The 22,371-nt window shown below is 55.3% G+C and carries 23 protein-coding genes; 2 read left to right on the top strand and 21 right to left on the bottom strand.

Annotated features, from left to right (window positions below):
* Nucleotides 1-39: 39 nt before the first annotated feature.
* The 12 genes from ACZ5FM_RS19100 to ACZ5FM_RS19045 form a co-directional block, all read right to left on the bottom strand.
* The gene (locus tag ACZ5FM_RS19100; RefSeq protein ID WP_464040939.1) at nt 40-1,317 is read right to left on the bottom strand and encodes a type III PLP-dependent enzyme; all 1,278 of its coding nucleotides are present in this window, start codon (nt 1,315-1,317) and stop codon (nt 40-42) included.
* Nucleotides 1,314-2,831: an AMP-binding protein gene (locus ACZ5FM_RS19095; protein WP_464041055.1), complete on the bottom strand. Its 1,518-nt coding sequence runs from the start codon at nt 2,829-2,831 to the stop codon at nt 1,314-1,316. Before ACZ5FM_RS19095 ends, ACZ5FM_RS19100 begins: the two co-directional genes overlap by 4 nt.
* Nucleotides 2,831-3,088, bottom strand: a complete 258-nt coding sequence (locus ACZ5FM_RS19090) for an acyl carrier protein (RefSeq protein ID WP_464040938.1) — start codon at nt 3,086-3,088, stop codon at nt 2,831-2,833. The genes ACZ5FM_RS19095 and ACZ5FM_RS19090 overlap by 1 nt, the downstream gene beginning before the upstream one ends.
* 29 nt (nt 3,089-3,117) lie before the next feature.
* Complete coding sequence (locus ACZ5FM_RS19085; RefSeq protein ID WP_464040937.1) at nt 3,118-3,963, bottom strand: calponin homology domain-containing protein; 846 nt, start codon at nt 3,961-3,963, stop codon at nt 3,118-3,120.
* A 346-nt stretch (nt 3,964-4,309) separates the two neighbouring features.
* Nucleotides 4,310-4,507: a hypothetical protein gene (locus ACZ5FM_RS19080; protein WP_250984474.1), complete on the bottom strand. Its 198-nt coding sequence runs from the start codon at nt 4,505-4,507 to the stop codon at nt 4,310-4,312.
* Nucleotides 4,508-4,569: 62 nt separating this feature from the next.
* The gene (locus tag ACZ5FM_RS19075) at nt 4,570-4,965 is read right to left on the bottom strand and encodes a DUF1622 domain-containing protein (protein WP_464040936.1); all 396 of its coding nucleotides are present in this window, start codon (nt 4,963-4,965) and stop codon (nt 4,570-4,572) included.
* Between the two features lie 106 nt (nt 4,966-5,071).
* Complete coding sequence (locus ACZ5FM_RS19070; RefSeq protein ID WP_250984473.1) at nt 5,072-6,670, bottom strand: MFS transporter; 1,599 nt, start codon at nt 6,668-6,670, stop codon at nt 5,072-5,074.
* Nucleotides 6,667-7,110 (bottom strand): DoxX family protein, encoded by a 444-nt coding sequence (locus tag ACZ5FM_RS19065; protein ID WP_250984472.1) that lies wholly within the window; start codon nt 7,108-7,110, stop codon nt 6,667-6,669. Before ACZ5FM_RS19065 ends, ACZ5FM_RS19070 begins: the two co-directional genes overlap by 4 nt.
* Before the next feature lie 169 nt (nt 7,111-7,279).
* Nucleotides 7,280-9,157, bottom strand: coding sequence for an amidohydrolase (locus ACZ5FM_RS19060; protein ID WP_464040935.1), 1,878 nt, complete (start codon nt 9,155-9,157; stop codon nt 7,280-7,282).
* Between the two features lie 94 nt (nt 9,158-9,251).
* Complete coding sequence (locus ACZ5FM_RS19055; protein WP_464040934.1) at nt 9,252-9,539, bottom strand: XapX domain-containing protein; 288 nt, start codon at nt 9,537-9,539, stop codon at nt 9,252-9,254.
* 68 nt (nt 9,540-9,607) lie between these two features.
* Entirely contained in the window at nt 9,608-10,297 is a 690-nt protein-coding gene (locus ACZ5FM_RS19050; protein WP_192489776.1) for a hydrolase, read from the bottom strand.
* Between the two features lie 141 nt (nt 10,298-10,438).
* Nucleotides 10,439-11,371 carry a ring-cleaving dioxygenase gene (locus ACZ5FM_RS19045; protein WP_464040933.1) on the bottom strand — a complete coding sequence of 311 codons (933 nt, stop codon included), beginning with the start codon at nt 11,369-11,371 and terminating at the stop codon, nt 10,439-10,441.
* 120 nt (nt 11,372-11,491) lie between these two features.
* On the opposite strand from ACZ5FM_RS19045, the gene ACZ5FM_RS19040 reads away from it, so the two are divergent.
* A complete protein-coding gene (locus ACZ5FM_RS19040) occupies nt 11,492-12,391 on the top strand; it encodes a LysR family transcriptional regulator (RefSeq protein WP_250984469.1) in 900 nt (299 codons plus the stop codon).
* A 23-nt stretch (nt 12,392-12,414) separates the two neighbouring features.
* On the opposite strand, the gene ACZ5FM_RS19035 is transcribed toward ACZ5FM_RS19040, so the two are convergent.
* The 3 genes from ACZ5FM_RS19035 to ACZ5FM_RS19025 all read right to left on the bottom strand — a co-directional run bounded on the left by ACZ5FM_RS19035 (nt 12,415) and on the right by ACZ5FM_RS19025 (nt 16,159).
* The gene (locus tag ACZ5FM_RS19035; RefSeq protein ID WP_464041054.1) at nt 12,415-13,092 is read right to left on the bottom strand and encodes a gamma-glutamylcyclotransferase; all 678 of its coding nucleotides are present in this window, start codon (nt 13,090-13,092) and stop codon (nt 12,415-12,417) included.
* Nucleotides 13,093-13,180: 88 nt separating this feature from the next.
* Nucleotides 13,181-14,017: an alpha/beta fold hydrolase gene (locus ACZ5FM_RS19030; protein ID WP_464040931.1), complete on the bottom strand. Its 837-nt coding sequence runs from the start codon at nt 14,015-14,017 to the stop codon at nt 13,181-13,183.
* A 654-nt stretch (nt 14,018-14,671) separates the two neighbouring features.
* Nucleotides 14,672-16,159 carry an NAD-dependent succinate-semialdehyde dehydrogenase gene (locus ACZ5FM_RS19025; protein ID WP_464040930.1) on the bottom strand — a complete coding sequence of 496 codons (1,488 nt, stop codon included), beginning with the start codon at nt 16,157-16,159 and terminating at the stop codon, nt 14,672-14,674.
* A gap of 164 nt (nt 16,160-16,323) precedes the next feature.
* On the opposite strand from ACZ5FM_RS19025, the gene ACZ5FM_RS19020 reads away from it, so the two are divergent.
* Nucleotides 16,324-16,461, top strand: a complete 138-nt coding sequence (locus ACZ5FM_RS19020) for a hypothetical protein (RefSeq protein ID WP_464040929.1) — start codon at nt 16,324-16,326, stop codon at nt 16,459-16,461.
* Nucleotides 16,462-16,513: 52 nt separating this feature from the next.
* Here the strand turns inward: ACZ5FM_RS19020 and ACZ5FM_RS19015 are convergent, their stop codons facing one another.
* The 6 genes from ACZ5FM_RS19015 to ACZ5FM_RS18990 form a co-directional block, all read right to left on the bottom strand.
* Complete coding sequence (locus ACZ5FM_RS19015) at nt 16,514-17,575, bottom strand: ornithine cyclodeaminase (RefSeq protein ID WP_464040928.1); 1,062 nt, start codon at nt 17,573-17,575, stop codon at nt 16,514-16,516.
* A gap of 60 nt (nt 17,576-17,635) precedes the next feature.
* Nucleotides 17,636-19,327 (bottom strand): M20/M25/M40 family metallo-hydrolase, encoded by a 1,692-nt coding sequence (locus tag ACZ5FM_RS19010; RefSeq protein ID WP_464040927.1) that lies wholly within the window; start codon nt 19,325-19,327, stop codon nt 17,636-17,638.
* Between the two features lie 12 nt (nt 19,328-19,339).
* Complete coding sequence (locus ACZ5FM_RS19005; protein ID WP_312949830.1) at nt 19,340-20,104, bottom strand: amino acid ABC transporter ATP-binding protein; 765 nt, start codon at nt 20,102-20,104, stop codon at nt 19,340-19,342.
* Nucleotides 20,101-20,757, bottom strand: coding sequence for an amino acid ABC transporter permease (locus ACZ5FM_RS19000; RefSeq protein ID WP_275643264.1), 657 nt, complete (start codon nt 20,755-20,757; stop codon nt 20,101-20,103). The genes ACZ5FM_RS19005 and ACZ5FM_RS19000 overlap by 4 nt, the downstream gene beginning before the upstream one ends.
* A complete protein-coding gene (locus tag ACZ5FM_RS18995) occupies nt 20,754-21,416 on the bottom strand; it encodes an amino acid ABC transporter permease (protein WP_192489786.1) in 663 nt (220 codons plus the stop codon). The genes ACZ5FM_RS19000 and ACZ5FM_RS18995 overlap by 4 nt, the downstream gene beginning before the upstream one ends.
* 148 nt (nt 21,417-21,564) lie before the next feature.
* Nucleotides 21,565-22,338 carry a transporter substrate-binding domain-containing protein gene (locus tag ACZ5FM_RS18990; RefSeq protein WP_464040926.1) on the bottom strand — a complete coding sequence of 258 codons (774 nt, stop codon included), beginning with the start codon at nt 22,336-22,338 and terminating at the stop codon, nt 21,565-21,567.
* Nucleotides 22,339-22,371: the final 33 nt, after the last annotated feature.

Below are 22,371 nucleotides of genomic sequence, written 5' to 3'. Positions count from 1 at the left end.
TCACAGGAAGCCGCGCATTATCATTTTTACCGTCTACCGCTAAGCAAGCACCCGAACCTGCCCATCCTCTACAATGACCTCGGTAGGACGGTCATGCGACAGGAAGTTGATTGGGCTTGCCGTGATGCCATAGGCGCCTGATTGCAGGACGGCCACGAGGTCACCGGCCTTCAGGTCCGGCATCTGGATATCACGCGCTAAAATATCGAGTGGCGTGCAAAGTGGGCCGGCGATCGTCACCGGTGCCCAATTTGTTTCATTCATACGGGCTGGCGCAACCACGGGGTAACTGCGCTTGATAACCTGTCCCAGATTACCCGATGCCGCCAGATGGTGGTGCATGCCACCGTCAGTCACCACAAAACAAGTACCGCGTGAGTGTTTCACCGAGTTGACTTCGGCAACGTAAACGCCCGCAGGTCCAACAAGGAAACGACCCGGCTCTACAATTGCCTTGGCGGATGACAGGAGTGGATCATCCTTCATCAACGCAATCAGCGACGGAACCGCAGCCGCGATGACATTCAGATCAAGGGACTTGTCGCCGACGTAATAGGGAATGCCGAGCCCACCACCGAGATCGACCGTTTCAAGCGGTTTGTCCAACTGCGCAGCAATCCGTGACGCAATGCCAATCGCATGACGCCATTGTTCCAGAAGTGCTGCTTCGTCCAGAATTTGCGTGCCGCCATAAACATGCACACCGACCAGGTCGATAGTCTCAACGTTGGACACGGCATCCAAGGCAGCTTGTAGATCTTCTTCATCAAATCCGAATGCTGTCGGCTTGCCACCCATACGCATGGCACCGGCCTGCACGGTCGGCACCGGGTTGATCCGCAGAGAACACCGCACAGGCTTACCGATCACCTTAAGGCGTTCGATCTCTTCAAAACTCTCAATATGAATTTCGCCGATACCGCCGACTAGGACCTCTTCCAGCTCCCGAACACGTTTGCCGGGGCCGGCAAACAGAATTTTTCCCGGCGCAACACCTGCCGCCAGCGCTGCACGATATTCGCCGACCGACGCAATCTCGACGCCAGCGCCCTCTTCAACAAAAACCTTGATAACCTGCGGATTGGGATTGGCCTTCACCGAATAATGGATCGTGGCAAACCCGTCCAATGCGGCCGCTAGCTGCCGGTAGGTCCGGCGCATGAGACCAGCATCATAAATATAAACGGGAGTTGCGGTTTTTGCGGTTACCTCACGAACCGTAACGCCGCCAACCAGCAGATCAGGGCCGTCCGTCTGGAAAAGGGACGCAGCAAGATCATAGCCATGCGACGGTTTGGGGCGCTCGGTTTCGCTCACGACGCCACCCGCTCTTTCACCAGTTTCTGGTAATCAATCTTGCCATTGGGCGTGACTGGCAATTCATCCACGACTTCGATCACGCGCGGCACCATGTAGGATGCGAGGTTGGTAGCCACAGACCGCAGGACGGTGGTCACATCGACATCATCGGCCCCGGCAACAGCCAGTGCATGAACCTTCTGGCCGGCCAGTTCATCCGGCAATCCAATCACCGCGACCTGCCTGAAATGACCGGTTGCCATCACAGCCTCTTCCACCTCAGACGGGCTGATACGGTAACCCGACGACTTGATCATTGCGTCATTGCGGCCAATGAAGCTGAAAAAGCCTTCGTCATCCTGCACTGCCAGATCACCGGAATAACAGACAATCTCACCGCCGATCCCGGCATCATGGAACGGATGCGGTTTCAGAACCTCGGCCGTGTCCTCGGGCCTGTTCCAATAACCAAGTGACACCGTTGGGCCACGATGGACGAGAATGCCCGGCTCGCCCGGTGCTGCCCGCTGTCCCGATGTTGTTACGATAAAGACCTCACACTCTGGAATAGCCTTGCCAATCGACTTCGGACGGCGGTCAAGTTCCTCCGGCGGCAGAAAGGTCGAACGGAAGGCTTCCGTCAAACCGTACATCAGGAAAACTTGTGTTTGCGGCAGCAACTTGCGAAGTGCTGTAACCGTGCTGGTTGGCACCGAGCCGCCGGAATTGGTGATATAACGCAAATGCGGAAGTTCCGTCTTCGAAAGCAGCGGCGACGTTTTGGTCAGGATCGCCCATACGGTCGGCACACCCGCCAGTCCGGTGATCTGGTGATCACGCAGCGCACGGGTGATGTCGTCACCAAATCGGAAGGTGAGAATAACGATGGTGGCGGCCTGTTCCACCGATGTCAGCAGCTGGTTGAGACCATAATCGAAGCTGAAGGGGAGAATCGACAGGATGCGATCTTCGCCGGTGATGCCGAGATAGGTGCGAACAATACGGGTCCCGGCCAGCAAATTGCGATGCGACAGCATCACGCCTTTGGGTTTGCCGGTGGAGCCAGATGTATACAGGATGGCGGCGAGATCTTCGCCAATATTGTTTGAAGGTACTGTCAGACGGTCGGCATCGCAAATATCTTCAACAAACAGGACGGTAACATCGTTAATATCAGCCAGACATTCAGCGATCATATCGCCTGACGCCTTGCTGGTGATGATAAAGCGAGCACCGCAATCGCTGACGATATGGGAGATCTGCTGACCGCGCAGCAACGGGTTCACGGGGACGAACACACCTGATGCCCGGCTGACCGCGAATATAGCGACACTTTCCTCGATGCCGCGAGGCAAAAAGATTGCAACCCTGTCTCTCCGTTCCAGACCTTCCGCGACGAGCGCGCCAGCATATCTGGCAACCAGATCGCCCATCTCCCGGTAAGTGATGCGGCGATCACCATTGATGATCGCAATCTTGTCACTAGAAATGTGGGGCGCAAGAAGGTCGTGCAGGAGTACAGGCTGCGAAATCACCGGGTCATTCGCTCCACGAAAGCTGTAATGCCGGCAGGTGTCGCCAGCTCCATAAAGTCAAAATTCTCGTCATTGATCGATATGCCGAAACGTTCCGACAGGAACATGATCAGCTCCAGAAAGCCGAGAGAATCTATGGCGCCTTCCAGCAACGGCGTTGTTGCGCTCAACGGAACCAGATTGGGGAAGCGACCTTCCAGGTAACCGAAGACCGCCTCTGAAACGTCCTGGTCGGCCTTCCTCTCACTTAACATTTGTACTCTCCTAAATTGATCGCTTGTCGTCAGGCGTTGAGAAACACGCGCTCCGAAAACATCTCGTTAATAACGTCGTCCTGCCACACGCCTTTTATCTGGTAGGCATGCGCCGGCCACGGATTGATGGCGTGTCTAACCTGAACATCTGCTGGAGTAACCATGCTCAAGAGCGGAACGCCGCGCTTGAGAAGGAAGCGTGAAAGCGGACGCAGATTATCAACGACAGTCTGGGCACTGGTTGCATAAAGCACCCTTGCCATCGGTATCCTGCGTTTGGAAATCACATCGAGAATAACCGGATGATAGGTGTCGTGCAGCTTGATTGCCAGCGCCATACAGCCGAGTTTCATATGCAGGTTGATGCCGTCCACCTGGCGCGCCGATAGCCCCCCTTCGGGAACCTGATCAATCGGAAGAACTGTGCCAGCATTCCGGCCAAACAGCGCAGTAAACGGCAGCGCAAACAACAGGTTTCTGGAGGCAAAGGTCCGAAAACCCAGTTGCTGGTTAAGCTTGATAGCATTTTCAGACGGAGAAAAGTCCGTGTAAACAAACGTGTCGTCCGCCATCGCTTCCTGCAGCATGCGTGGCGCAAACCAGCGATACCTGGCGTCGACATACCAGCTTGAAAGATTGAGAAGTTTTTGGCCCGTCGTCATATGATAGCCGGGTATTTTCAGCAACACGCCAACCGGCTCGTCTTTGGCAAGCAGTATGCTGCCGACCGATGCGAAATCATGGTCTCGGGCATAGGCATGCAGGCGGTAGACCCCGCGAGCCCAAAAGCCTGCATCCCTTTCGGGAAAGCCTTTTGCAAGCAAGTCAGCGGCTGTCGTCAGCCTTTGCTCATCGATGGACACGATCCTAAGCATTTTCTCCCCGACTAAGGACGGTCACAACCTTTCCCCCGATACCAGCATCTGCGTTTTTTGCCTGTCAGTCGGCAATCATATCTCGGGTTTCAAACCTAGGACACGACAACCACCGATTTATTCACATATCTCATTTTCGAGGGATTTGCGCCCTCTAGGTTGAGTTTGAATATCCTGATACAGCAAAATCATTACCGCCCTCTTTCAATCGGCGGAGGTAACTTCACAAAAAGGTGAATTCTGCTGAGCTTTTACGCGTTTGACTAGAATATCTCAGACATTCCGGAAAGTAGAAAATGATTTCTACTGTTAACAATATCTACCGAGAAAAAAATAGAGTTGCGCATTAGTCCCGGTTTGCCACAACCGCACGCAGACAGAGATTTTTTACTGATTTGAAAAGCCTGTCGCGGTCCTTTTTTGCGGGATCTGCGACCGCCTCGTCTACGGCTCCGTGCATGGCACTGAACAACATCACTGCCGTCATTTTTGAACCATCGACATCGAACATGCCATCCGTCGGCCGACCGACGATTGCCACCATGGATGGTTCCAACCACCCTTTGACGGATACGCCCTACGATGCGAGGGCGCAGTTTGTCGAGATCACCGACCTTCCGCACCACGCCGTGAATATCGCGACCATGGCCAATGGCCGTCAATTTCGGCTTCAAGCGAAAAGCTCAGGAATGTACGAATGAGCACGATCAGCCCAAGAAGACCGACACTTTCGAAGGTCAACGGCGATATAATCGTTGCAATGATGTCGGCACCGATCAGAATTTCGAGACCCAGCAGGATACCGCGCCCCAGATTGGCGCGGTAACGATCATAGGCATCCTGTTTGGCCGCCGATGTCAGGTCACGAAGATAGATGCCCGTTGCAACCGCAACGCCAACCAAAATCACACCAACCCCGAAAAATTCCAGGCCCAGTGCAAGCGGCTTGAGGATCGGCGCAATCAGACTTGTCAGGCCGTCGGCCTCGCTACCAATGTCCATTTTCATAATCCTTTTTTGAAAAGAGATGGGGATTTGGCCCCGCGCCAGAAGCGTCACTTACTGAAAGAGGGGCGCGCAGCGCCCCTCTCACCATTATCGATCATAATCAGGCTTGGCCGGGCCGGTTGATCGTCAGGAAGTGCCTGACCACGGGTTTTTCCGGTCCTGTGTGGTAGGCCAGCACCTTGCTCTGCAGGTCGGCATCGGCGTGGGAAACCCGCTTATGTTGGCGCAGGTGTTCAGCCCAGGATTCAACCATGAACCATTCGACCATCTTCTCCGGATCGGCAGAGTCTTCCGTTACACCCCAGCCATAGGCACCATCGCGGCGGCGTTCCTGGGACAGCGTGTCGAGTGCCTTGAGGAAAGCCCGGCGGTGCTGCTTTTCAACATGGTATTCGATCAGGATCAGAACAGGGCCACGGTCATGAGCAACAGGTTCTGCAACGAGTGGTTCTGGCCAGTGGTTCGAAGGCACCATGTCAGCATCGCCAGCAGGCAGTTTCAGGCGGTGCATGATCAACCCGACAATCAGCAATCCGGCTGCGCCAATCAACAAGGTGGCTTGAATACCAACAGCCGAACCAACCGCACCCCATCCAAGGCTACCCGCCGTCATTGCACCGTTAAACACGGTCAGGTAAACGGCAAGACCACGACCACGAACCCAGTTTGGCAACACTGACTGTGCAGCACCGTTCAGCGTCGTCAAGGCAGTGATCCATGCAGCGCCAAGGAACAGCAGAACGATAATCGCGACAAACTTCGGTGGGGCGAGTGACAGCACAGCCATGACAATTGCCGTAATGATAGCCGCGCCGAGCAGTAATCCATCGGCACTTAAGCGGTCACGCAGTTTTGGCATAACCAAGGCACCACCGATCGCACCGGCACCAACTGCACCCAGCAGGATACCGTAGAAGCTTGCGTCGCCACCCAGCAACTGACGGGCAACCAGCGGAAGCAAAGCCCAGACCGCACTGGCAAAAGCAAAGAAGATAGCAGCACGCGCCAGAACGATATGCAGTGGACGGCTTGCCCGTGTGTAACGAAGACCAGCCCGGAACGCGCCGAAGAAGTTCTCCTGCAGGGCGTCGTTGGCATTCTTCGCACGCGGCCACCAGACCAGTGCGGCGATCACGAATATGTAACTCGCAACGTCGGCTCCGTAGGTTATCCCGGCTCCAAACCCTGCCAGAAGCAGGCCGCCGGCAGCCGGACCAATCGAACGAGCGATATTGATGCCGAGCGAGTTGAGGGCAACGGCGCTTTTGACATCCTCGCGCTTTACCAGCTCCGGTACGATGGCTTGCCATGTCGGCCCCATTAACGCGGCACCGATACCACCAAGGAATGTCAGACCGATCAAAGCACTGACCGACAACATCCCGGTCTGCGCCAGAACCATCAGGCTGAGACTGACAGAAGCGAGCAAAAGCTGAATGGCGATTAGAAACTTGCGGCGATCCAGAATGTCGGTGAGCACACCGGCAGGAATGGCGAGAAGAAAGATCGGCAGAGTACCTGCCGCCTGCACCATGGCGACAGCAGCAGGAGATGCCGAGAGATCAGTCATCAGCCAGGAGCTGGCGACATCGCGCATGAAGCTGCCGGTATTGCCAAGAACCGTGGCAGCCCAGAGAACCGCGAAAACCGGTTGCGCGAGTGGGGCAAAGCTGCCGCCGGAGGATTTTGTGCTGCTCATTTGCCTTCTCCTTTTGTCAGATCCAGCGCCGCAACGATCACGAATGCGCCAGCAAGGCCGAGATGTTCAAAGAAGGCATTGGTCGCCATCATGCGATCCATGCCGGGCGCCATTTCCCAGAAACGCAGGGCAATGGCTGTTGCAAGAAGTGTGAAGCCTGACAGCGCCAATGCGCCAGCCCAACGAAGGCGACCGGACACCACCATGGCAGATGCCACCAGTTCAAAAATAATGACGGCAACTGCAAAGGCCGATGCAGGATGAAGACCGAAATGCTCCATCTCGGCAATCGCGCCGGAGAAGTCGAAAATCTTGGTCAGAGGTCCCTGAATATAAGCGGCACAAAGGGCAAGCAGTGCCACCGTTCGTGTAGCCGGAGCAGTTATCACGTCGACAAGACGTCCCTGCCGCCGGAGTGAAGAGGAGGTAAGAAGGTTCATGGCTTGCTCCAGCTGTTGTCACCGCGTTGCGGCGCTGTGTTCCTGTGATGGAGCGATAATGATCTCGAAATTCGCCAACAACAATTGCATCAATAATTCAGATTTAATTGTCAAATATGCAATAATAGAAATCGGGCGACCAACAGGTCACCCGATCAGTTTTAAAAGCTTATACAGCCCAGCAAGAGCATCCAAGCGCGCCGAAGAAGCCCTTGAGATCAGCAATCGGCAGTTTCGAGGTCCATGCACCGGCATGGTCATGACCATGAACACCGCAATCGCTGGCGCAGCCGCAGGTCGAGATAGCCGTACGGCGTAGTGAGCGGGCGCCTGCGCCTTCCGGTTCACCCCAAGCGGCATAACCACCAAACTTGCGCACAGGTGACCAGTCGGGCATCGCAGGCGGAACATCGTTCTCATCAAGCGTTCTGAAGTCACCAGTCCCGTAAACGATCTTGCCACCGACCATAGTCAGTTCCGAGGTGAGGAACGAAATCTCGTCCTCGGCGCAGGCAAAGAAGTCCTTGTCCGGCACGATCAGGTCGGCAAACTGCCCCTTCTCGATGCGGCCCTTCTTGCCCTCTTCATTGGAGAACCATGTGACCTTCTCGGTCCACATGCGCAACGCCGTCTCACGGTCCAGGCAATTGGCGCGTGGATAAAGCTGCATGCCACCCACCGTCTTGCCGGTGACCATCCATGACAGCGATACCCAAGGGTTATAGGACGCAACACGCGTGGCATCGGTACCTGCCGAGACATTCACACCTTTGTCGAGCATCTTCCTGATCGGTGGTGTGGCTTCGGCAACACCATGACCGTAGCGTTCAACGAAGTATTCGCCCTGATAGGCCATGCGATGCTGAGTGGCGATACCACCGCCAAGCGCTGCAATCCGGTCGATCGAACGGTCCGAGATGGTTTCGGCGTGGTCGAAGAACCAGTTGAGACCTTCGAGCGGAATGTCCTTGTTGACCTTCTCGAACACATCCAGTGCCCGGCTGATGGTCTCATCATAGGTAGCGTGCAGACGCCATGGCCAGCGGTTCTCGGCGAGGATCCGCACCACTTCTTCCAGTTCACCTTCCATCTCCGGGGCCATCTCCGGACGCGGTTGGCGGAAATCTTCGAAGTCGGCAGCGGAGAAGACCAGCATCTCACCTGCCCCATTATGGCGGAAATAGTCGTTACCCTGTTTATATTTGACCGAGCTGGTCCAGTTGAGAAAGTCCTCTTTTTCCTGCTTCGGCTTTTGCGTGAACAGGTTATAGGCCAGACGCACTGTCATCTGGTTGTTATCCGACAATTGCTGGATGACCTCATAGTCATCGGGATAGTTCTGGAAACCACCACCCGCATCGATCACGCCGGTCACGCCCAGCCGGTTCAGTTCCCGCATGAAGTGACGGGTCGAATTGAGCTGATAGTCGAGCGGCAGTTTCGGGCCTTTGGCGAGTGTCGAATACAGAATGCCGGCATTGGGTTTGGCCAGCAGCATGCCGGTTGGATTGCCATTGGCATCGCGGGTGATCTCGCCGCCGGGCGGGTTTGGTGTGTCCCTGGTATAACCAACAGCGCGCAGGGCTGCACCATTCAAAAGTGCGCGGTCGTAGAGATGCAGCAGGAACACCGGCGTATCCGGTGCAATGGCGTTGATCTCTTCGATGGTTGGCAGGCGTTTTTCTGCAAACTGGTGTTCGGTAAAGCCACCAACCACGCGCACCCATTGCGGGGCCGGAGTAATGGCCACCTGGCGCTTCAGCATATCCATGGCATCGGCCAACGAGCGCACGCCATCCCAGCGCAGTTCCATGTTGTAGTTCAGGCCACCGCGCACCACGTGGGTGTGGTTGTCGATCAGGCCCGGCAGCACCCGTTTGCCCTTCAGGTCGATGATTTTGGTGTCGGGGCCGGCCAGTGCCATGATGTCGGCATCCGTGCCAACCTCAAGAAATGTGCCGTCCTTGATCGCGACGGCCGTCGCATGCGGGTTTGAACGGTCGAGTGTTGTGATCAGCCCGTGGTGGAGGATCAGGTCGGGATACATGGGCGTAACTCCAGGCTTTATGATGGTGATGAAGATCAATGCAAAAATTGACGTTTGAAAGGAAACACCGGATGCCTGAGCGGCACCTGCTTCGTCAACCGTCAGATGGTGTCGAGTTGTTGCGAGCCTCGATCACTTTGGCGTCATCATCCCCCTTGGGCAAATGACCAAACATGTGCGGCTTGATCTGGTTGATCCAGGAAACTGCCGCAGGCTCCTTGTTGATCAGGGTCTTTGCGAAAGGAATGAGCTGTTCGCCGACGAGAATACCAAGAAGGCCGACAAGCGCAATGACCGGCGGAGCCGGTGAACGGACATTGAGCAGGCTGTAGACGATACCGACAAGCAGCCCTGCGCCGAGGGAAAGAAGATAGATTTTCATGGGATATACTCCTCTCGTGAACGAAAAACCGCTCCGACAGGGGATTATCGGAGCGGTTCGATCAGGCCTTACTTGGCTGGGTTAGGACCGATACGTTTGCCGTGCTTGACGCGCTCGGCACCGCCGTGAACGTGAGTGACTGCGTAGTCGATACCCATGCCGTAAGCACCGGAGTGTTCCTTCACCAGCGAGGTTACAGCGTCATAGGTTTCCTTGCGGGCCCAATCGCGCTGCCATTCAAGCAGAACCTGCTGCCAGGTCACTGGAATGACACCGGCTTGAACCATGCGGTCCATGGCGTATTTGTGCGCATCGCTTGAGGTACCACCGGACGCATCCGCAACCATGTAGATTTCATAGTCTGGAACATCATGGAGAGCGGAAAGAGCGAAGGTCGTGTTGCACACTTCGGTCCACAGGCCGGAAACGACAATCTTCTTGGCGCCTTTAGCGGCGTTCTTTGCCAAGGCATCGCGAACATTCTGGTCGTCCCAGGAGTTCATCGAGGTGCGTTCGAGAATGTCATTTTCCGGGTAAACTGCCAACAGTTCAGGGAAGGTGTTGCCGGAGAAGCTTTCCGTTTCCACCGTGGTGATTGTTGTTGGGATGTTGAAGATCTTGGCTGCCTTGGCAAGACCAACCACGTTGTTCTTCAGTGTCTGGCGATCGATCGACTGAACACCAAACGCCATCTGCGGCTGCTGGTCGATGAAGATGAGCTGGCTGTTTGCAGGGGTAAGGACTTCGAGCTTAGACATGGTGGTTCTCCGTTTAAATTTGAGTGCCGACCAGCGGCGTTGAGTTTTGAGATACCTTCGGCGGTCGGCTGCCTGCCTCAGGCAGCCGTTTCGAAAGGCGGATAATGTTTTGATCAGTGGATGGGGTTGAAACCCCCGGTCTTACGCCGCAATCGGAACCAGATTAGCCTCGATCTGATCGCGGAAGTTTTCATAGCGGCTTGGCAGTTTCAGCGCTTCGCCGAGATGGGCAGTATCTTCGTCCCGGTCAAAACCGGGTTCGTTGGTGGCGATTTCGAACAGGATGCCGCCCGGTGTCCGGAAGTAGATCGCCCAGAAGTAGTCTCTGTCGATCACCGGTGTGACTTGGTAACCCGTATCCATCAGCGCCTTGCGCACTTCGAGTTGCTTTTCGCGATTGTCGACTGCAAAAGCTATGTGGTGGACCGAGCCGGCGCCCTGACGGGCAAACGGTGTCTTTGGTAGCGAGACCAAATCAATCGTATCTGCACCATTGCCGCCAGGAGTGACAAACCGGGTCACGTCACCTTCAGCCTCTGTGCGTTCATAACCCATGAAGCTGAGAAGTTCTGCGGTCGCAGCCGTATCGTGCAGATTGAAACGCGCGCCGCTAAATCCGCGGATGGCAACATCGTCCGAGACACCCTCACCGACCCAGCCGGCGCGCTTGTCATCTGCGGTTTCGACCAGAGCGAAAGCATCGCCATCCGGACCAATGAAGCGCAAGCGGTTGGCACCGAAAGCCGTGTCGGTTTCAATCCCACCAACACCCTGCGCCGTGAAGCGGTCTTTCCAGAAGGAAAGTGCGCCCTTTGGAACAGCAAACTGTGTTTCGCCGACTTCACCGACACCCGGACGACCGAGCATCATGTTGGGGAATGGGAAGTAGGTCATGACCGTACCAGGTGTGCCGTTCTCGTCACCGTAATAGAGATGGTAGACACTTGGGTCGTCGAAGTTGACTGTCTTCTTCACGCGGCGCAGACCGAGCGTATCGGTGAAGAACCTGTTGTTCTGCTGTGCATCAGATGCCATCGATGTGATGTGATGCAATCCCTTAATGTCCTTGATCATAATCTTTGCCTTTCTGCACTGGCGTTGTCCGTTTCGTTGAGTAGAGTTTTAGCCGGGTTGATTACTGCGCGGAATTGCAATATTTCTGTCGAATGAATTGCGTTTTTTGAAATAATAGAGATGAACGATTACAGAGCCCTGAAAACATTCCTGCTGGCCGCCGAAAAGCGCAATTTTGCCCAGGTGGCCCGCGAACTGAATATGACGCCGGCCGCGGTAACGCGCGCCATAGCCGCGCTTGAGGACGACCTTGGCGTCCAGTTGTTTGTGCGCACGACGCGGCAGGTTTCACTGACGACGGATGGCGCTGTTTTCGCAGCGCAAATCCAGCCTGCGGTCGAGGCCCTAGAAAATGCTCGCAAGGATGTGCGAAATGCACACAAGGCCGATGAAGGCCGCTTGCGCATCAGTTCTCCAACGTGGTTCGGCAAGGCCGTGTTGCCGCCGATCCTGTCAGGCTTTAGAGAACGTTATCCAAAGATGAGCTTTGAGATTTCCTTGTCGGACGGACTGGTGAACATCGTTGACGATGACTTTGATCTGGCAATCCGTATTTCATCGCAACCATCGGACAAATTCACGATCTGGCGTAAAATCCGTGTCGTGCCGCGTATTCTGGTCGCTGCACCAGGAAGCCGGTTTGTCGATATGCAGCATCCAAGCGAGCTGACACCGGATGATTGCCTTGCCTATAGCGGCGAAAGCCGACGGGAAACCTGGGCTCTATCGGATGGCGGTTCCAGCATATCAATCTCGGCCGGCCGCGCATTCAGCGCCAACAATGGTGAAGTGCTGGCCGATATGGCGGCAGATGGTGCGGGTGTCGCGATGTTGCCCGGTTTCCACATCTCCGAGCACCTCAGAACCGGGCGTCTGGTGCATGTTTTGCAAGGATGGGCGCCGGCGGATTTATGGCTGACACTCTATTATCCGCCCTATCAGGCTTTGCCGCCACGCATCGCGTCCTTCTCGAAGTTTTTCGAAGAGCAGGTCGCATCCCACATGGTGATGCTGGAGTGATGTCGATCAAGTGACCTGTAGGTTCAGGTAGTCTGGGCTGCGATAATGTCCGCAGCCACCAGCGCCTGGAGACGCCACAGATTGCGGTCACGTATGCCTTCGGCATGGAGGTCTACAATTGTGTTGTGCAGATATTCGGCGCAAGAACCACCTTGACCACAAGCTCTGGCAATCAACTGCGAGGCCTGCTCAATTGGCAAAGACTGCGTCAGCCCGTTCCGTTTGGTGCTGGCCCAAAAGGTCAGTGCTTTGCGGGTGCCATTTTCGGTACGGACCGCAACCCAGCGAACCATATCTATGACTTCCCGGTACCGGATCTCGCGCGCTACGAGGGCACGCAAATCCTGACGTCGGCGCTCAGCTGACAGTTCAAACAGAATGCCGTCACATTGACCGCCGCGCTCAAGTGCCATCATCAGGCCGGGCTGATCGCTGCTGGCCCGCCAGCGCTCAATCTTCAATGAAAATGACCTGTGCCAGCCAAAGGCGGTGGCACGTTGACGGCTGATCGCTTCAAATTCAGGATTCCAGATCAGCGACCCGTAGGCAAATACCAACAGAGGATCATTGCCCGCTTCTCGCTCGATCCTGTCAACGAGATGATCAAGCTCCGCTTCGGAAAGTGGCGTCCAGCCCGGCTCAGGGCCATCATCACTGACATCTCTAACGGTCAGGGCAACAAGTTCTGGAGTTAACTTCATCATCGTATCAAGTCACATTACGGCAAAATGGAATTGAAGATGGCCGCGGCAAGAGTGCCGCGGCCATCCTTCATTGTGAGCTGTAATATCAGGCCTTTACGAAGGCCAACAGGTCAGCATTGAGAACATCGGCATTAACCGTCAACATACCGTGAGAGAAACCAGGGTAGGTCTTGAGCGTGCCGTTCGTCAGGAGCTTGATCGCCTTGTGGGCAGAATCTGCGATCGGTACGATCTGGTCGTCTTCGCCGTGCAGAACAAGCGTTGGAACGGTGATTGCCTTCAGGTCTTCGGTCTGGTCGGTTTCAGAGAAAGCCTTGATGCCATCATAATGGGCCTTTGCGCCACCCATCATGCCTTGACGCCACCAGTTCTGGATCACACCTTCCTGGACCGTCGCACCATCACGGTTGAACCCGTAGAAAGGACCAGCCGGTACATCACGGAAGAACTGGGCGCGGTTGGCAGCCAGTGCGGAACGGAAGCCGTCAAACACTTCGATCGGCAGACCCTCAGGGTTGCTGTCTGTCTTCAGCATCAGCGGCGGTACGGCGGACACCAGGACAGCCTTGGCAACACGACCTGCGGGCTGACCATGTTTTGCAACATAGCGGGCAACTTCACCGCCACCGGTTGAATGGCCAATATGAACGGCGTTCTTCAGATCTAGAGCTTCGACGACAGCAAATGCGTCGGCTGCATAATGGTCCATGTCGTGACCGTCCGCCACCTGTGCCGAACGGCCGTGTCCACGACGGTCATGGGCAACAACACGATAGCCCTTCGACAGGAAGAACAGCATCTGGGCATCCCAGTCATCCGCCGACAGCGGCCAGCCATGATGGAAAACGATTGGCTGCGCATCCTTTGGACCCCAGTCCTTGAAGAAGATTTCAACGCCGTCCTTGGTGGTGATAGTAGCCATTTGAGTGTTTCCTTTTGTCGAAGTGGAGTTAGGCGCAGCATCTGCTGCATATGTACGTCTTGGTGAAATCGCCAAAGTGGCTACAGCAGCACCTGCAGTTAGCAACGCACGACGGCGGGTAATGGAAGAAAAAATCTCGTTCATGTGAGTGACGCCCGTAAACCTGTGTTTCAGTTTCAGGCGACACATGTTCGTCTGATGCACGGATATTGCAGCCAAACTAGCGCCGTAACAATTGCACCAATAATTGATATTTTATTGCGTATAATGAAATAATGTTCGTGACACGTCTATTAAGCAGACTGAGCATAAGGACACACAGTTACAGCCCGGCGACAGAGGCGGATAATGTGCTTGAAGAGGCCGTCACAGGCGGTTTAACTCACCACTGACATAACCTCTTTAATCGCCTCATTCACTGGCCTGAGAAACATGACAGCCATCAGTTTTGCGTCATCAGCGTCAAATTTCTTGCTGAATTTACGCAGTTCAAACAGTTGGTCAAGCTGGTCGATGCCAGCTTTGCACACTCAACTCCTGATAGTGCGATCTTTGAACGCTACAGTGAGCGAAGGGAGACGGACGTGACAACAAATCGCCGCGTCAGGAACAAACAGCGGCATAATGTGCCGCTGCGGTTTGATCCGGCGAGGCTTAAACGCTATCCACCTGAAGGCAGAGGTATTTCACCTCGACATAATCCTCGATGCCGTATTTCGAGCCTTCACGGCCCTGGCCGGATTGTTTGATACCGCCGAAGGGTGCGACTTCGGTCGAGATCAGGCCAGTATTGATACCGACCATGCCATATTCCAGCGCCTCGGCAACCCGGAAGACCCGTGACAAATCCTTGGCATAAAAATAGGAAGCAAGGCCAAACTCCGTGTCATTGGCCATGTCGATCACATCACTTTCCGTCTCGAAGCGGAACAGCGGCGCAACCGGCCCGAATGTTTCTTCCTTCGCGACCTTCATCGCCGATGTAACGCCAGTCAGAATGGTCGGCTGGAAAAACAGTCCACCCCGTGCATCACGTTTGCCACCGACAGCAATGGCGCCACCTTTTTCCAGAGCATCGGCAATGTGCTCCTCCACCTTCTCGACCGCTTTTTCGGTGATCAGCGGGCCAGCAACGACGCCTTCTTCAAATCCGTCGCCAACCTTCATGGCAGAAACTTTGGCAGCCAGCTTTTCGGCAAAGGCATCATAAACCGCGGCCTGAACGTAAATGCGGTTAGCGCAAACGCAGGTCTGGCCGTTGTTGCGATATTTCGAGATCATTGCACCTTCAACGGCAGCATCAAGGTCTGCATCATCAAACACGATGAAGGGTGCATTGCCGCCAAGCTCGAGGCCGAGCTTCATGATCTGTTCGGCACCTTGACGCATCAGGATCTTGCCAACCCCCGTTGAACCGGTGAAGGTCAACTTGCGAACCTTGTCATTTTCGGTGAATTCCAGACCGATGTCTGCAGACTTTCTGGACGTGACAACATTGAACACACCGGCCGGCAGACCGGCCCTTTCAGCCAGCACCGCGAGCGCAAGCGCAGACAGCGGTGTCTCAGCCGCAGGCTTGGAGACCATCGCGCAGCCCGCTGCAACAGCAGGTGCAAATTTTCGCGCCAGCATGGCATTGGGGAAATTCCATGGAGTGATGGAGGCCACCACGCCAATCGGCTGTTTCAGCACGATAATGCGCTTGTCCGGTTGGTGGCCGGGAATGGTATCGCCATACACCCGTTTGGCTTCCTCGCCAAACCACTCGACATAGGCCGCACCATAGAGGATTTCACCTTTTGCCTCGGCTAGCGGCTTGCCCATTTCCATGGTCAGGATCGCCGCAAGGTCATCGGCATTGGCAACCATCAGGTCATAAAGTTTGCGGAGCACCGCAGCGCGCTCCTTGCCCGTCTTTTTTGCCCAGAGTTTTTGCGCCTTGTGGGCTGCATCAATGGCGCGTGCAGCATCGGCCCGGGTCATGTCGGGCAATGTGGCAATCACCTCACCGGTCGACGGGTTGGTAACAACGAAACTCGCGCCGCCCTCACCGCTCGCCTGCCATTGACCGTTGATCAACGCCTTGTCGGTGGCCAACGTGGGGTCTTTCAGTTTGGCAAGAAGTGTTTCGGACAGGGCCATGGCGGAAGTCTCCTTCAATGGCTGAAATCAGAGAGCTGAAATCAGGTACAACGTTACGGAACCGAATTCACCGGACACCGCGTGAGGTGTCAAGAGAATGCGTGTGTTGCATCAGGTTCGAAACTCAACCATGCCTGATCTCCGCGACTAATACTGGAAACCGCATGGTATCCGGACCAACGCAAATTCGCAAAATTTTTGCTGAAATCGGACGCAATGCGCCGGAAGCGGCAGCATTAGCCTGCCGCGCTCACGTCGAGGCGGCATCTGCAATTGCCAAACAAATCCTCGGCAAAAGCTGACAGTTTGATGCTGTTGATGCGGGCAATCCGCCCGCATCTTACCTTGACATGTTCAGGCAGCCTGCAGTTTTGCCTCGCATCTCAACAGCATGCCGTAGAGATCGCGCGGCTCGTCCGGGTCCGCCAAAAGATCGAGGTCAACAAACAGGCCTGTTTCTTCAAGCTTGCTGCGGACATAGCGAAGAGCTGAAAAGTCCTCGATTGCAAAACCAACGCTGTCAAACAGGGTTATGGCGCGTTCGTTGTCACGACCCTGCTTTTTACCAGCAATCACTTCCCACAGTTCTTTGACCGGATAATCCGCGTCTAGCTGCTGAATTTCGCCTTCAATACGGGTCTGGGGCGGATATTCGACAAATATGTCCGACCGCAAAAGGATGTCCTTGTGAAGTTCGGTTTTGCCTGGGCAATCACCACCCACCGCATTGATGTGAATTCCAGGTCCAACCATATTGTCGGAAAGGATTGTCGCATTCAGCTTGTCGGCGGTGACCGTTGTTACGATATCGGCGCCCTCCACCGCTTCCTGCGGCGACGCGCACTTGGTAATCGAGAAACCATTGGCGCTGAGGTTGCGGGCGCAACGCTCCGTCGCACTTGGGTCCAGATCATAAAGGCGCAGTTGGTCAACACCGAGGATCGCCTTGAACGCTAAGGCCTGGAATTCACTCTGCGCGCCATTTCCGATGATCGCCATGGTGCGGGAGTTCGGACGTGCAAGATGTTTTGCGGCAACCGCAGACATCGCCGCCGTGCGCAACGCCGTCAGAATGGTCATCTCCGACAGCAACATCGGATAACCGTTGCCAACGTCGGAAAGCACACCGAAGGCAGTGACCGTCTGGCGCCCTTCTTTGGTGTTTTTTGGGTGGCCGTTCACATATTTGAACCCGTAGAGGGTACCATCGCTGGTTGGCATCAGTTCGATGACGCCCTCGTCGGAATGAGACGCGACGCGTGGCGTCTTGTCGAACTGTTCCCAGCGCAGGAAATCTTCCTCGATCACGTCAGCAAGTTCGGTCAGGAAGGTTTCCATTCCAACCTTCAGGACAAGGCGCATCATGTGGTCAACGCTGACAAACGGCACGACATTGAGGTTCTGATTGGCAGTCATATTCGATCTATCCTCACAATTGCTTGGTGGCTTTCGCCACCCATTGTTGGCCCGCCCTGATCAGGCTTCTGTGCTGTTGTCGCCCAGGAACGTGCGGGCAATGCCCATCACCAGACCTGGCAGAACTTCGAATGCATAGGGAGCATGCACGCGTTCAAGCTTCTGGTGGAATTCGCGTCCCCAAGGTCCGAGATTGACGGTCGGGAAGCTTTTGGCATTCGCTGGCGGCAAATCGATCAAACGCGAAATCGGCGTATTTTCTGAAACAATCGTGCTTCCGCTTGCCGCAAGGCCGAGGAAACTCATGTCGGAAATACCCTGGAAGTGGGGTTTCCACACGATGCTTCTCGATGGATCATTGCCAAGACCAGCGCGTGCCTCTTCAATAGCCTGGAACAACAGGCGGTCATTGCGATCGGACATCCGCAGACGGCTGGACGGATAGTGCAATCCTGCAAAGCCGATCACGATGGCCGGGCCCGAAACGCGGGCAATCGACACAAGCCATTCCGTCAGTTCACGGGTAAGAACCAGCGGGTTGTCGATATGCGCAAGCTCCTGTTCCTTTGTGCGGTATACGGCCTCAAAACCATCTCCAAACGCACGACCTGCAGCTACCTTCAATTCCTTGAAAGTCACGATCCTTGGCTTGGCAGGTGTTGCACCAGCACTACGGCCAACAAGGCGGCTGTATTCTGCGGATGCCGCAGAGAATTTTTCGACTGCTTCCGTCGCACCGATCATCACTTCCTGCGTAAAGCGCGCGAAAAGCTCATCAGCACTCATGGCGTGATAGAGCCAGTTGAAGGCGATCCAAAAACGCTCCGGTGTCGTTACCTCATAACCGCTGCGAAGATCCTTCGCCTCAAGGCAAATCGGTGGTGGGGAGACGTCGTTTTCATCCTTGTCGGCCAGCGAGGCATTGCCTTCAAGCCTTGCGAGAATGCCTGCACCCATTGCCTGGGCGCTGACACCTTCATAGGGGTAGCTGGCATGCGAGCTGCAACCGATGACCAAAGCAAACGGAAGCAGTTTTCCGATTGTGCCAGCATAAACCGCGCGACCTTCGCTACCGTCACCCTGATCCGAGGTCACGTCGAGATTGACGCCCGCTTCGATTTCGATGCCAAGATCATCAACAAGTGACGGGAAGGCATCACGCATCGAACGCATACCGCGGCTTTCCCGCTCTTCGTCCGGCGTCGAGACAAACATCAGATTGCCCTTGCGATCAGCATCGGCGGCAAATTTCTCGATGCACGCAACCGCCACCGCAAGACCGCTCTTCATGTCAAGCAAGCCGCGACCGGGCAGAAAGTCTCCACTCAACAGGTCCTGAAGGGCGCGTTCTTCCTGTTCAGAGCGGTCGTCCCGGGCTGACAGGTCCTTGATCAGCGCATCTTTCAGCGCAAGGCTCTCGCAGGAGAGGTCCTTGAGATCATGGTAGTTGTCGGTCGACACCGTGTCGAAGTGACCTGCAAGTGCCAGTGTTCTCTTGCCGGTTCCGCGAACCAGCGCCACGACATTGTGGGTCAATGGATCGCCATGGCTGGCGACAAGCCGCAGGTCATTGGGGTTCTGCTGAAAATAAGGGATTTCCTGAAGCAACTCATAAAGGCGGTTTGCGAAGGTCGATTCACCGACTGTGCCTGTTTCGCTTCTCCAGGAGGTCATCCGTAAGGCAAACTCGCGCACGCGAGCACCATCGATCTCGCTTCCGACGCGGGAAGCAAAGTTTTGTTCGCTTGTCATGGCTTTTTCCGTTTAGTTCGAAAGATGTTTTCTGAGGAATGAGCGCGTACGCTCTTCCACCGGGTTGGTTAGGACCTGATCTGGGGCGCCCTGCTCGACCACCACACCGCCGTCCATGAACATGACGTGGTCGGATACTTCGGCTGCAAAGCGCATTTCATGGGTAACGATCAACATGGTCATGTGCTCAGCCGCCAGCTGTTTCATGACCTGGTTCACTTCCTCAACGAGTTCGGGGTCCAGCGCGGACGTCGCCTCATCGAAAAGCATCACCTTTGGCTGCATTGCCAATGCACGGGCAATTGCCACGCGCTGCTTCTGTCCACCGGACAGACGTGCCGGATAGGCATCGCCCTTTTCGGCCAGCCCAACCTTTGCCAGCAACGCGTTGGCGCGATCTCTCGCCTCGACCTTGCTCAACCCTTTCAGCCGCATCGGGCCAATCATGATGTTCTGCAGAACAGTCAGATGCGGAAACAGGTTAAACTGCTGGAACACCATGCCCATTTCCTGACGGATATGGTTGATGTGTTTTTCGAAGGCACGGCCCTTCAAGGGACGATTGACCATCTGGCCATCGAGCCAGATTTCGCCAGAAGATGTTTCCTCCAGCATGTTGATCGACCGCAGAAGAGTACTTTTGCCCGAGCCACTTGGGCCGATAATCGAAACGATCTTGCCGCGAGCAACCGTCAGGTCAATGCCTTTGAGCACTTCATGAGGCCCGTAGGATTTGCGGATCTGCCGCAGTTCGATCATGGGAGTTTGAGCTTTCATCGAATGGCTTCCACTTTGCGGGCCGCGATACGGAGCAGATATTCCATCACCAGATTGACGACGTAATAAAGCACAGCTGCGGTCAGATAGAATTCGAACGGACGATAGGTTTCGCTGATGGCGCGCTGCGCGTTGAGGACAAGTTCGGTTATCCCCAGCACCGACAACACCGCCGTATCCTTCAGCAGGATGATGCTGTTATTGCCCACCTGCGGCAGTGCCGTCAGGAAAGATTGCGGAATGATGAAGTGCCGCAACGTGGCGAGGTGACCAAAGCCCAGGGAGCGCGCTGCTTCCGCCTGGCCCGGATCGACCGCCTTCAGCGATGCCCGGAAAATATCTGCGTTATAAGCTGCGTAGTGCAGGCCAAGCCCCAGAACCCCTGTCCAGAAGGCCGGCAACAGAACGCCCAACTGAGACAGGCCGTAATACAGCAAATACAGCTGCAGAAGCAGAGGCGTTCCCATAAACAGGAAGATAACGGCACGCACAGGCGCTGCAACAATGCGTGGGCCATAGAGTGTTGTCGTGGCAATGCCAATACCTAAGATGACGCTGACGGTGCCAGCGATGGCGGTAATCACAACCGTCCAGAGCAGGCCGATCAGAAGCATTTCCCAATAGGGCGGTACGACGCTGAAATCGAAACTCATGCTGGAACCTCCCCTTTGGAGGTAAACAGATATTCCACTCCACGTACGGTCAGCGAAATGACTGCAACAATGGCGAGATAAGCAGCACCCGCAACAGCAAACACCTCGAATGGCTTGTAGGTGGAGGTCACAAACCGCTGCGCCGAATAGGTCAGTTCAACCACGCCGATGGTCGAGACAAGGGCGGTACTTTTGGACAGGATGACCGTGTTCACACCCAGCGAGCGGATCATCAGCGGTGCGGCCTGTGGCAGCACGAAAAGACGCATCGTATCGAACCGGCCAAAACCAAGAGAGCGGGAGGCTTCGGATTGCCCCTTATCAACGGAGATAATGGCTCCCTTGATACCCTCTGACATGTAGGCACCGATATTGAAGCCCATGGTCAGGACACCCGCCAGAAACGGGGTGAGTTCAAAACCAAGCTGCGGACCACCGAAAAAGACGATGAACAGCTGTACCAACAGCGGCGTGCCGCGCAAAATGCTGACATAAATCGTGGCGGCCCAACGGACAGCCGTTATTCTGGAAAACCGGCCGGTTACTACCACAGCCGCAACAACAAGACCGATCGCCAGCGAGCAGACCGTAAGTTGGATGGTTAGAAGCGAGGCTTCCAATACGAAGGGCGTTATCCGCCAGATTAATTGAAAGTCCATTGCGGCCTCTCGGACCTGGCAACCGAACATTTCGGAGCCCGATCTCTGTAAACGGATCGAATGACTGGGCGGAAAATTTCAGGCAGTTTGTACTGCAATCCATTTCCCGCCCCGCGAAACACCAGGCGTTAGCGCGTCAAACCGTGGATTAACGAACGTCTTGGCCGATCCACTTTTTCGAAATGGCCTCATAGGTGCCATCAGCCATCATGTCGTCCAGTGCCTTCTGCATGGCGGCAGCGAGTTCGGGATTGCCCTTACGGACAGCAATACCAACGTCGTAACGTGGCATGCGCTCATCCTTGACCTGTTCTACTGGCGTATTGTTCTTGGCAATGGCGACGAAAACCGGAACGTCATCAGCGATGATGGCGTCGACACGACCAGCCGTCAGGTCAAGAAGCATTTCCGGCAGCCCCTTGTATGTACGCACTTCAAACAAGTTCTGTTCGCGAGCCCATTTTTCTGCGGCTTCGCCGAGTGTCACGCCAACATTCTTGCCCTTCAGTTCATCGATATTGGCAACGCCAGCACCAGAGCGAACAAAGGCCGCAAGACCGGAGCGGTAATAAGGACCAACGAAGTCCACTGCCTTCTTGCGCTCGTCGGTCACGCTCATCGAACCGATGATGGTGTCGTAGCGGCCGGTGACCAGACCAGCGATAATACCATCCCAGGCAGTGGTAATGATTTCCGGTTCCACTTTCAGGCGCTTGGCAATTTCAGAACCGATCTCGACGTCAAATCCAACAACCTTGTTGCTTTCGTCAACGAAGCTGAACGGAGGGAAAACGCCCGACAGTGCAATCGAAAGCTTGCCGGCTTTCTGGACTTTTTCCAGATCGTCAGCATGTGCGCTTGTGAAAGGCAAGCAGAGGGTCGCAGCAACAAAAAGGCCGTAAATTGCGCGAGTAAGTTTCATGCAGGTCGTCTCCCAAAAAGATGTCCCGGCTCA

Source organism: Agrobacterium sp. 5Ca50, from assembly GCF_055381905.1.
Note: the sequence above shows the minus strand (reverse complement) of the source record. Positions and strands in the feature narration are given on the sequence as shown.

Bases quoted from the DNA above. Each gene is read 5' to 3' on its own strand.
- ACZ5FM_RS19090 (WP_464040938.1), bottom strand. From the start codon at position 3,088: ATGTTAAGTGAGAGGAAGGCCGACCAGGACGTTTCAGAGGCGGTCTTC.
- ACZ5FM_RS19085 (WP_464040937.1), bottom strand. From the start codon at position 3,963: ATGCTTAGGATCGTGTCCATCGATGAGCAAAGGCTGACGACAGCCGCT.
- ACZ5FM_RS19080 (WP_250984474.1), bottom strand. From the start codon at position 4,507: ATGGTGGCAATCGTCGGTCGGCCGACGGATGGCATGTTCGATGTCGAT.
- ACZ5FM_RS19075 (WP_464040936.1), bottom strand. From the start codon at position 4,965: ATGGACATTGGTAGCGAGGCCGACGGCCTGACAAGTCTGATTGCGCCG.
- ACZ5FM_RS19070 (WP_250984473.1), bottom strand. From the start codon at position 6,670: ATGAGCAGCACAAAATCCTCCGGCGGCAGCTTTGCCCCACTCGCGCAA.
- ACZ5FM_RS19065 (WP_250984472.1), bottom strand. From the start codon at position 7,110: ATGAACCTTCTTACCTCCTCTTCACTCCGGCGGCAGGGACGTCTTGTC.
- ACZ5FM_RS19060 (WP_464040935.1), bottom strand. From the start codon at position 9,157: ATGTATCCCGACCTGATCCTCCACCACGGGCTGATCACAACACTCGAC.
- ACZ5FM_RS19055 (WP_464040934.1), bottom strand. From the start codon at position 9,539: ATGAAAATCTATCTTCTTTCCCTCGGCGCAGGGCTGCTTGTCGGTATC.
- ACZ5FM_RS19050 (WP_192489776.1), bottom strand. From the start codon at position 10,297: ATGTCTAAGCTCGAAGTCCTTACCCCTGCAAACAGCCAGCTCATCTTC.
- ACZ5FM_RS19045 (WP_464040933.1), bottom strand. From the start codon at position 11,371: ATGATCAAGGACATTAAGGGATTGCATCACATCACATCGATGGCATCT.
- ACZ5FM_RS19040 (WP_250984469.1), top strand. From the start codon at position 11,492: ATGAACGATTACAGAGCCCTGAAAACATTCCTGCTGGCCGCCGAAAAG.
- ACZ5FM_RS19035 (WP_464041054.1), bottom strand. From the start codon at position 13,092: ATGAAGTTAACTCCAGAACTTGTTGCCCTGACCGTTAGAGATGTCAGT.
- ACZ5FM_RS19030 (WP_464040931.1), bottom strand. From the start codon at position 14,017: ATGGCTACTATCACCACCAAGGACGGCGTTGAAATCTTCTTCAAGGAC.
- ACZ5FM_RS19025 (WP_464040930.1), bottom strand. From the start codon at position 16,159: ATGGCCCTGTCCGAAACACTTCTTGCCAAACTGAAAGACCCCACGTTG.
- ACZ5FM_RS19020 (WP_464040929.1), top strand. From the start codon at position 16,324: ATGGTATCCGGACCAACGCAAATTCGCAAAATTTTTGCTGAAATCGGA.
- ACZ5FM_RS19015 (WP_464040928.1), bottom strand. From the start codon at position 17,575: ATGACTGCCAATCAGAACCTCAATGTCGTGCCGTTTGTCAGCGTTGAC.
- ACZ5FM_RS19010 (WP_464040927.1), bottom strand. From the start codon at position 19,327: ATGACAAGCGAACAAAACTTTGCTTCCCGCGTCGGAAGCGAGATCGAT.
- ACZ5FM_RS19005 (WP_312949830.1), bottom strand. From the start codon at position 20,104: ATGAAAGCTCAAACTCCCATGATCGAACTGCGGCAGATCCGCAAATCC.
- ACZ5FM_RS19000 (WP_275643264.1), bottom strand. From the start codon at position 20,757: ATGAGTTTCGATTTCAGCGTCGTACCGCCCTATTGGGAAATGCTTCTG.
- ACZ5FM_RS18995 (WP_192489786.1), bottom strand. From the start codon at position 21,416: ATGGACTTTCAATTAATCTGGCGGATAACGCCCTTCGTATTGGAAGCC.
- ACZ5FM_RS18990 (WP_464040926.1), bottom strand. From the start codon at position 22,338: ATGAAACTTACTCGCGCAATTTACGGCCTTTTTGTTGCTGCGACCCTC.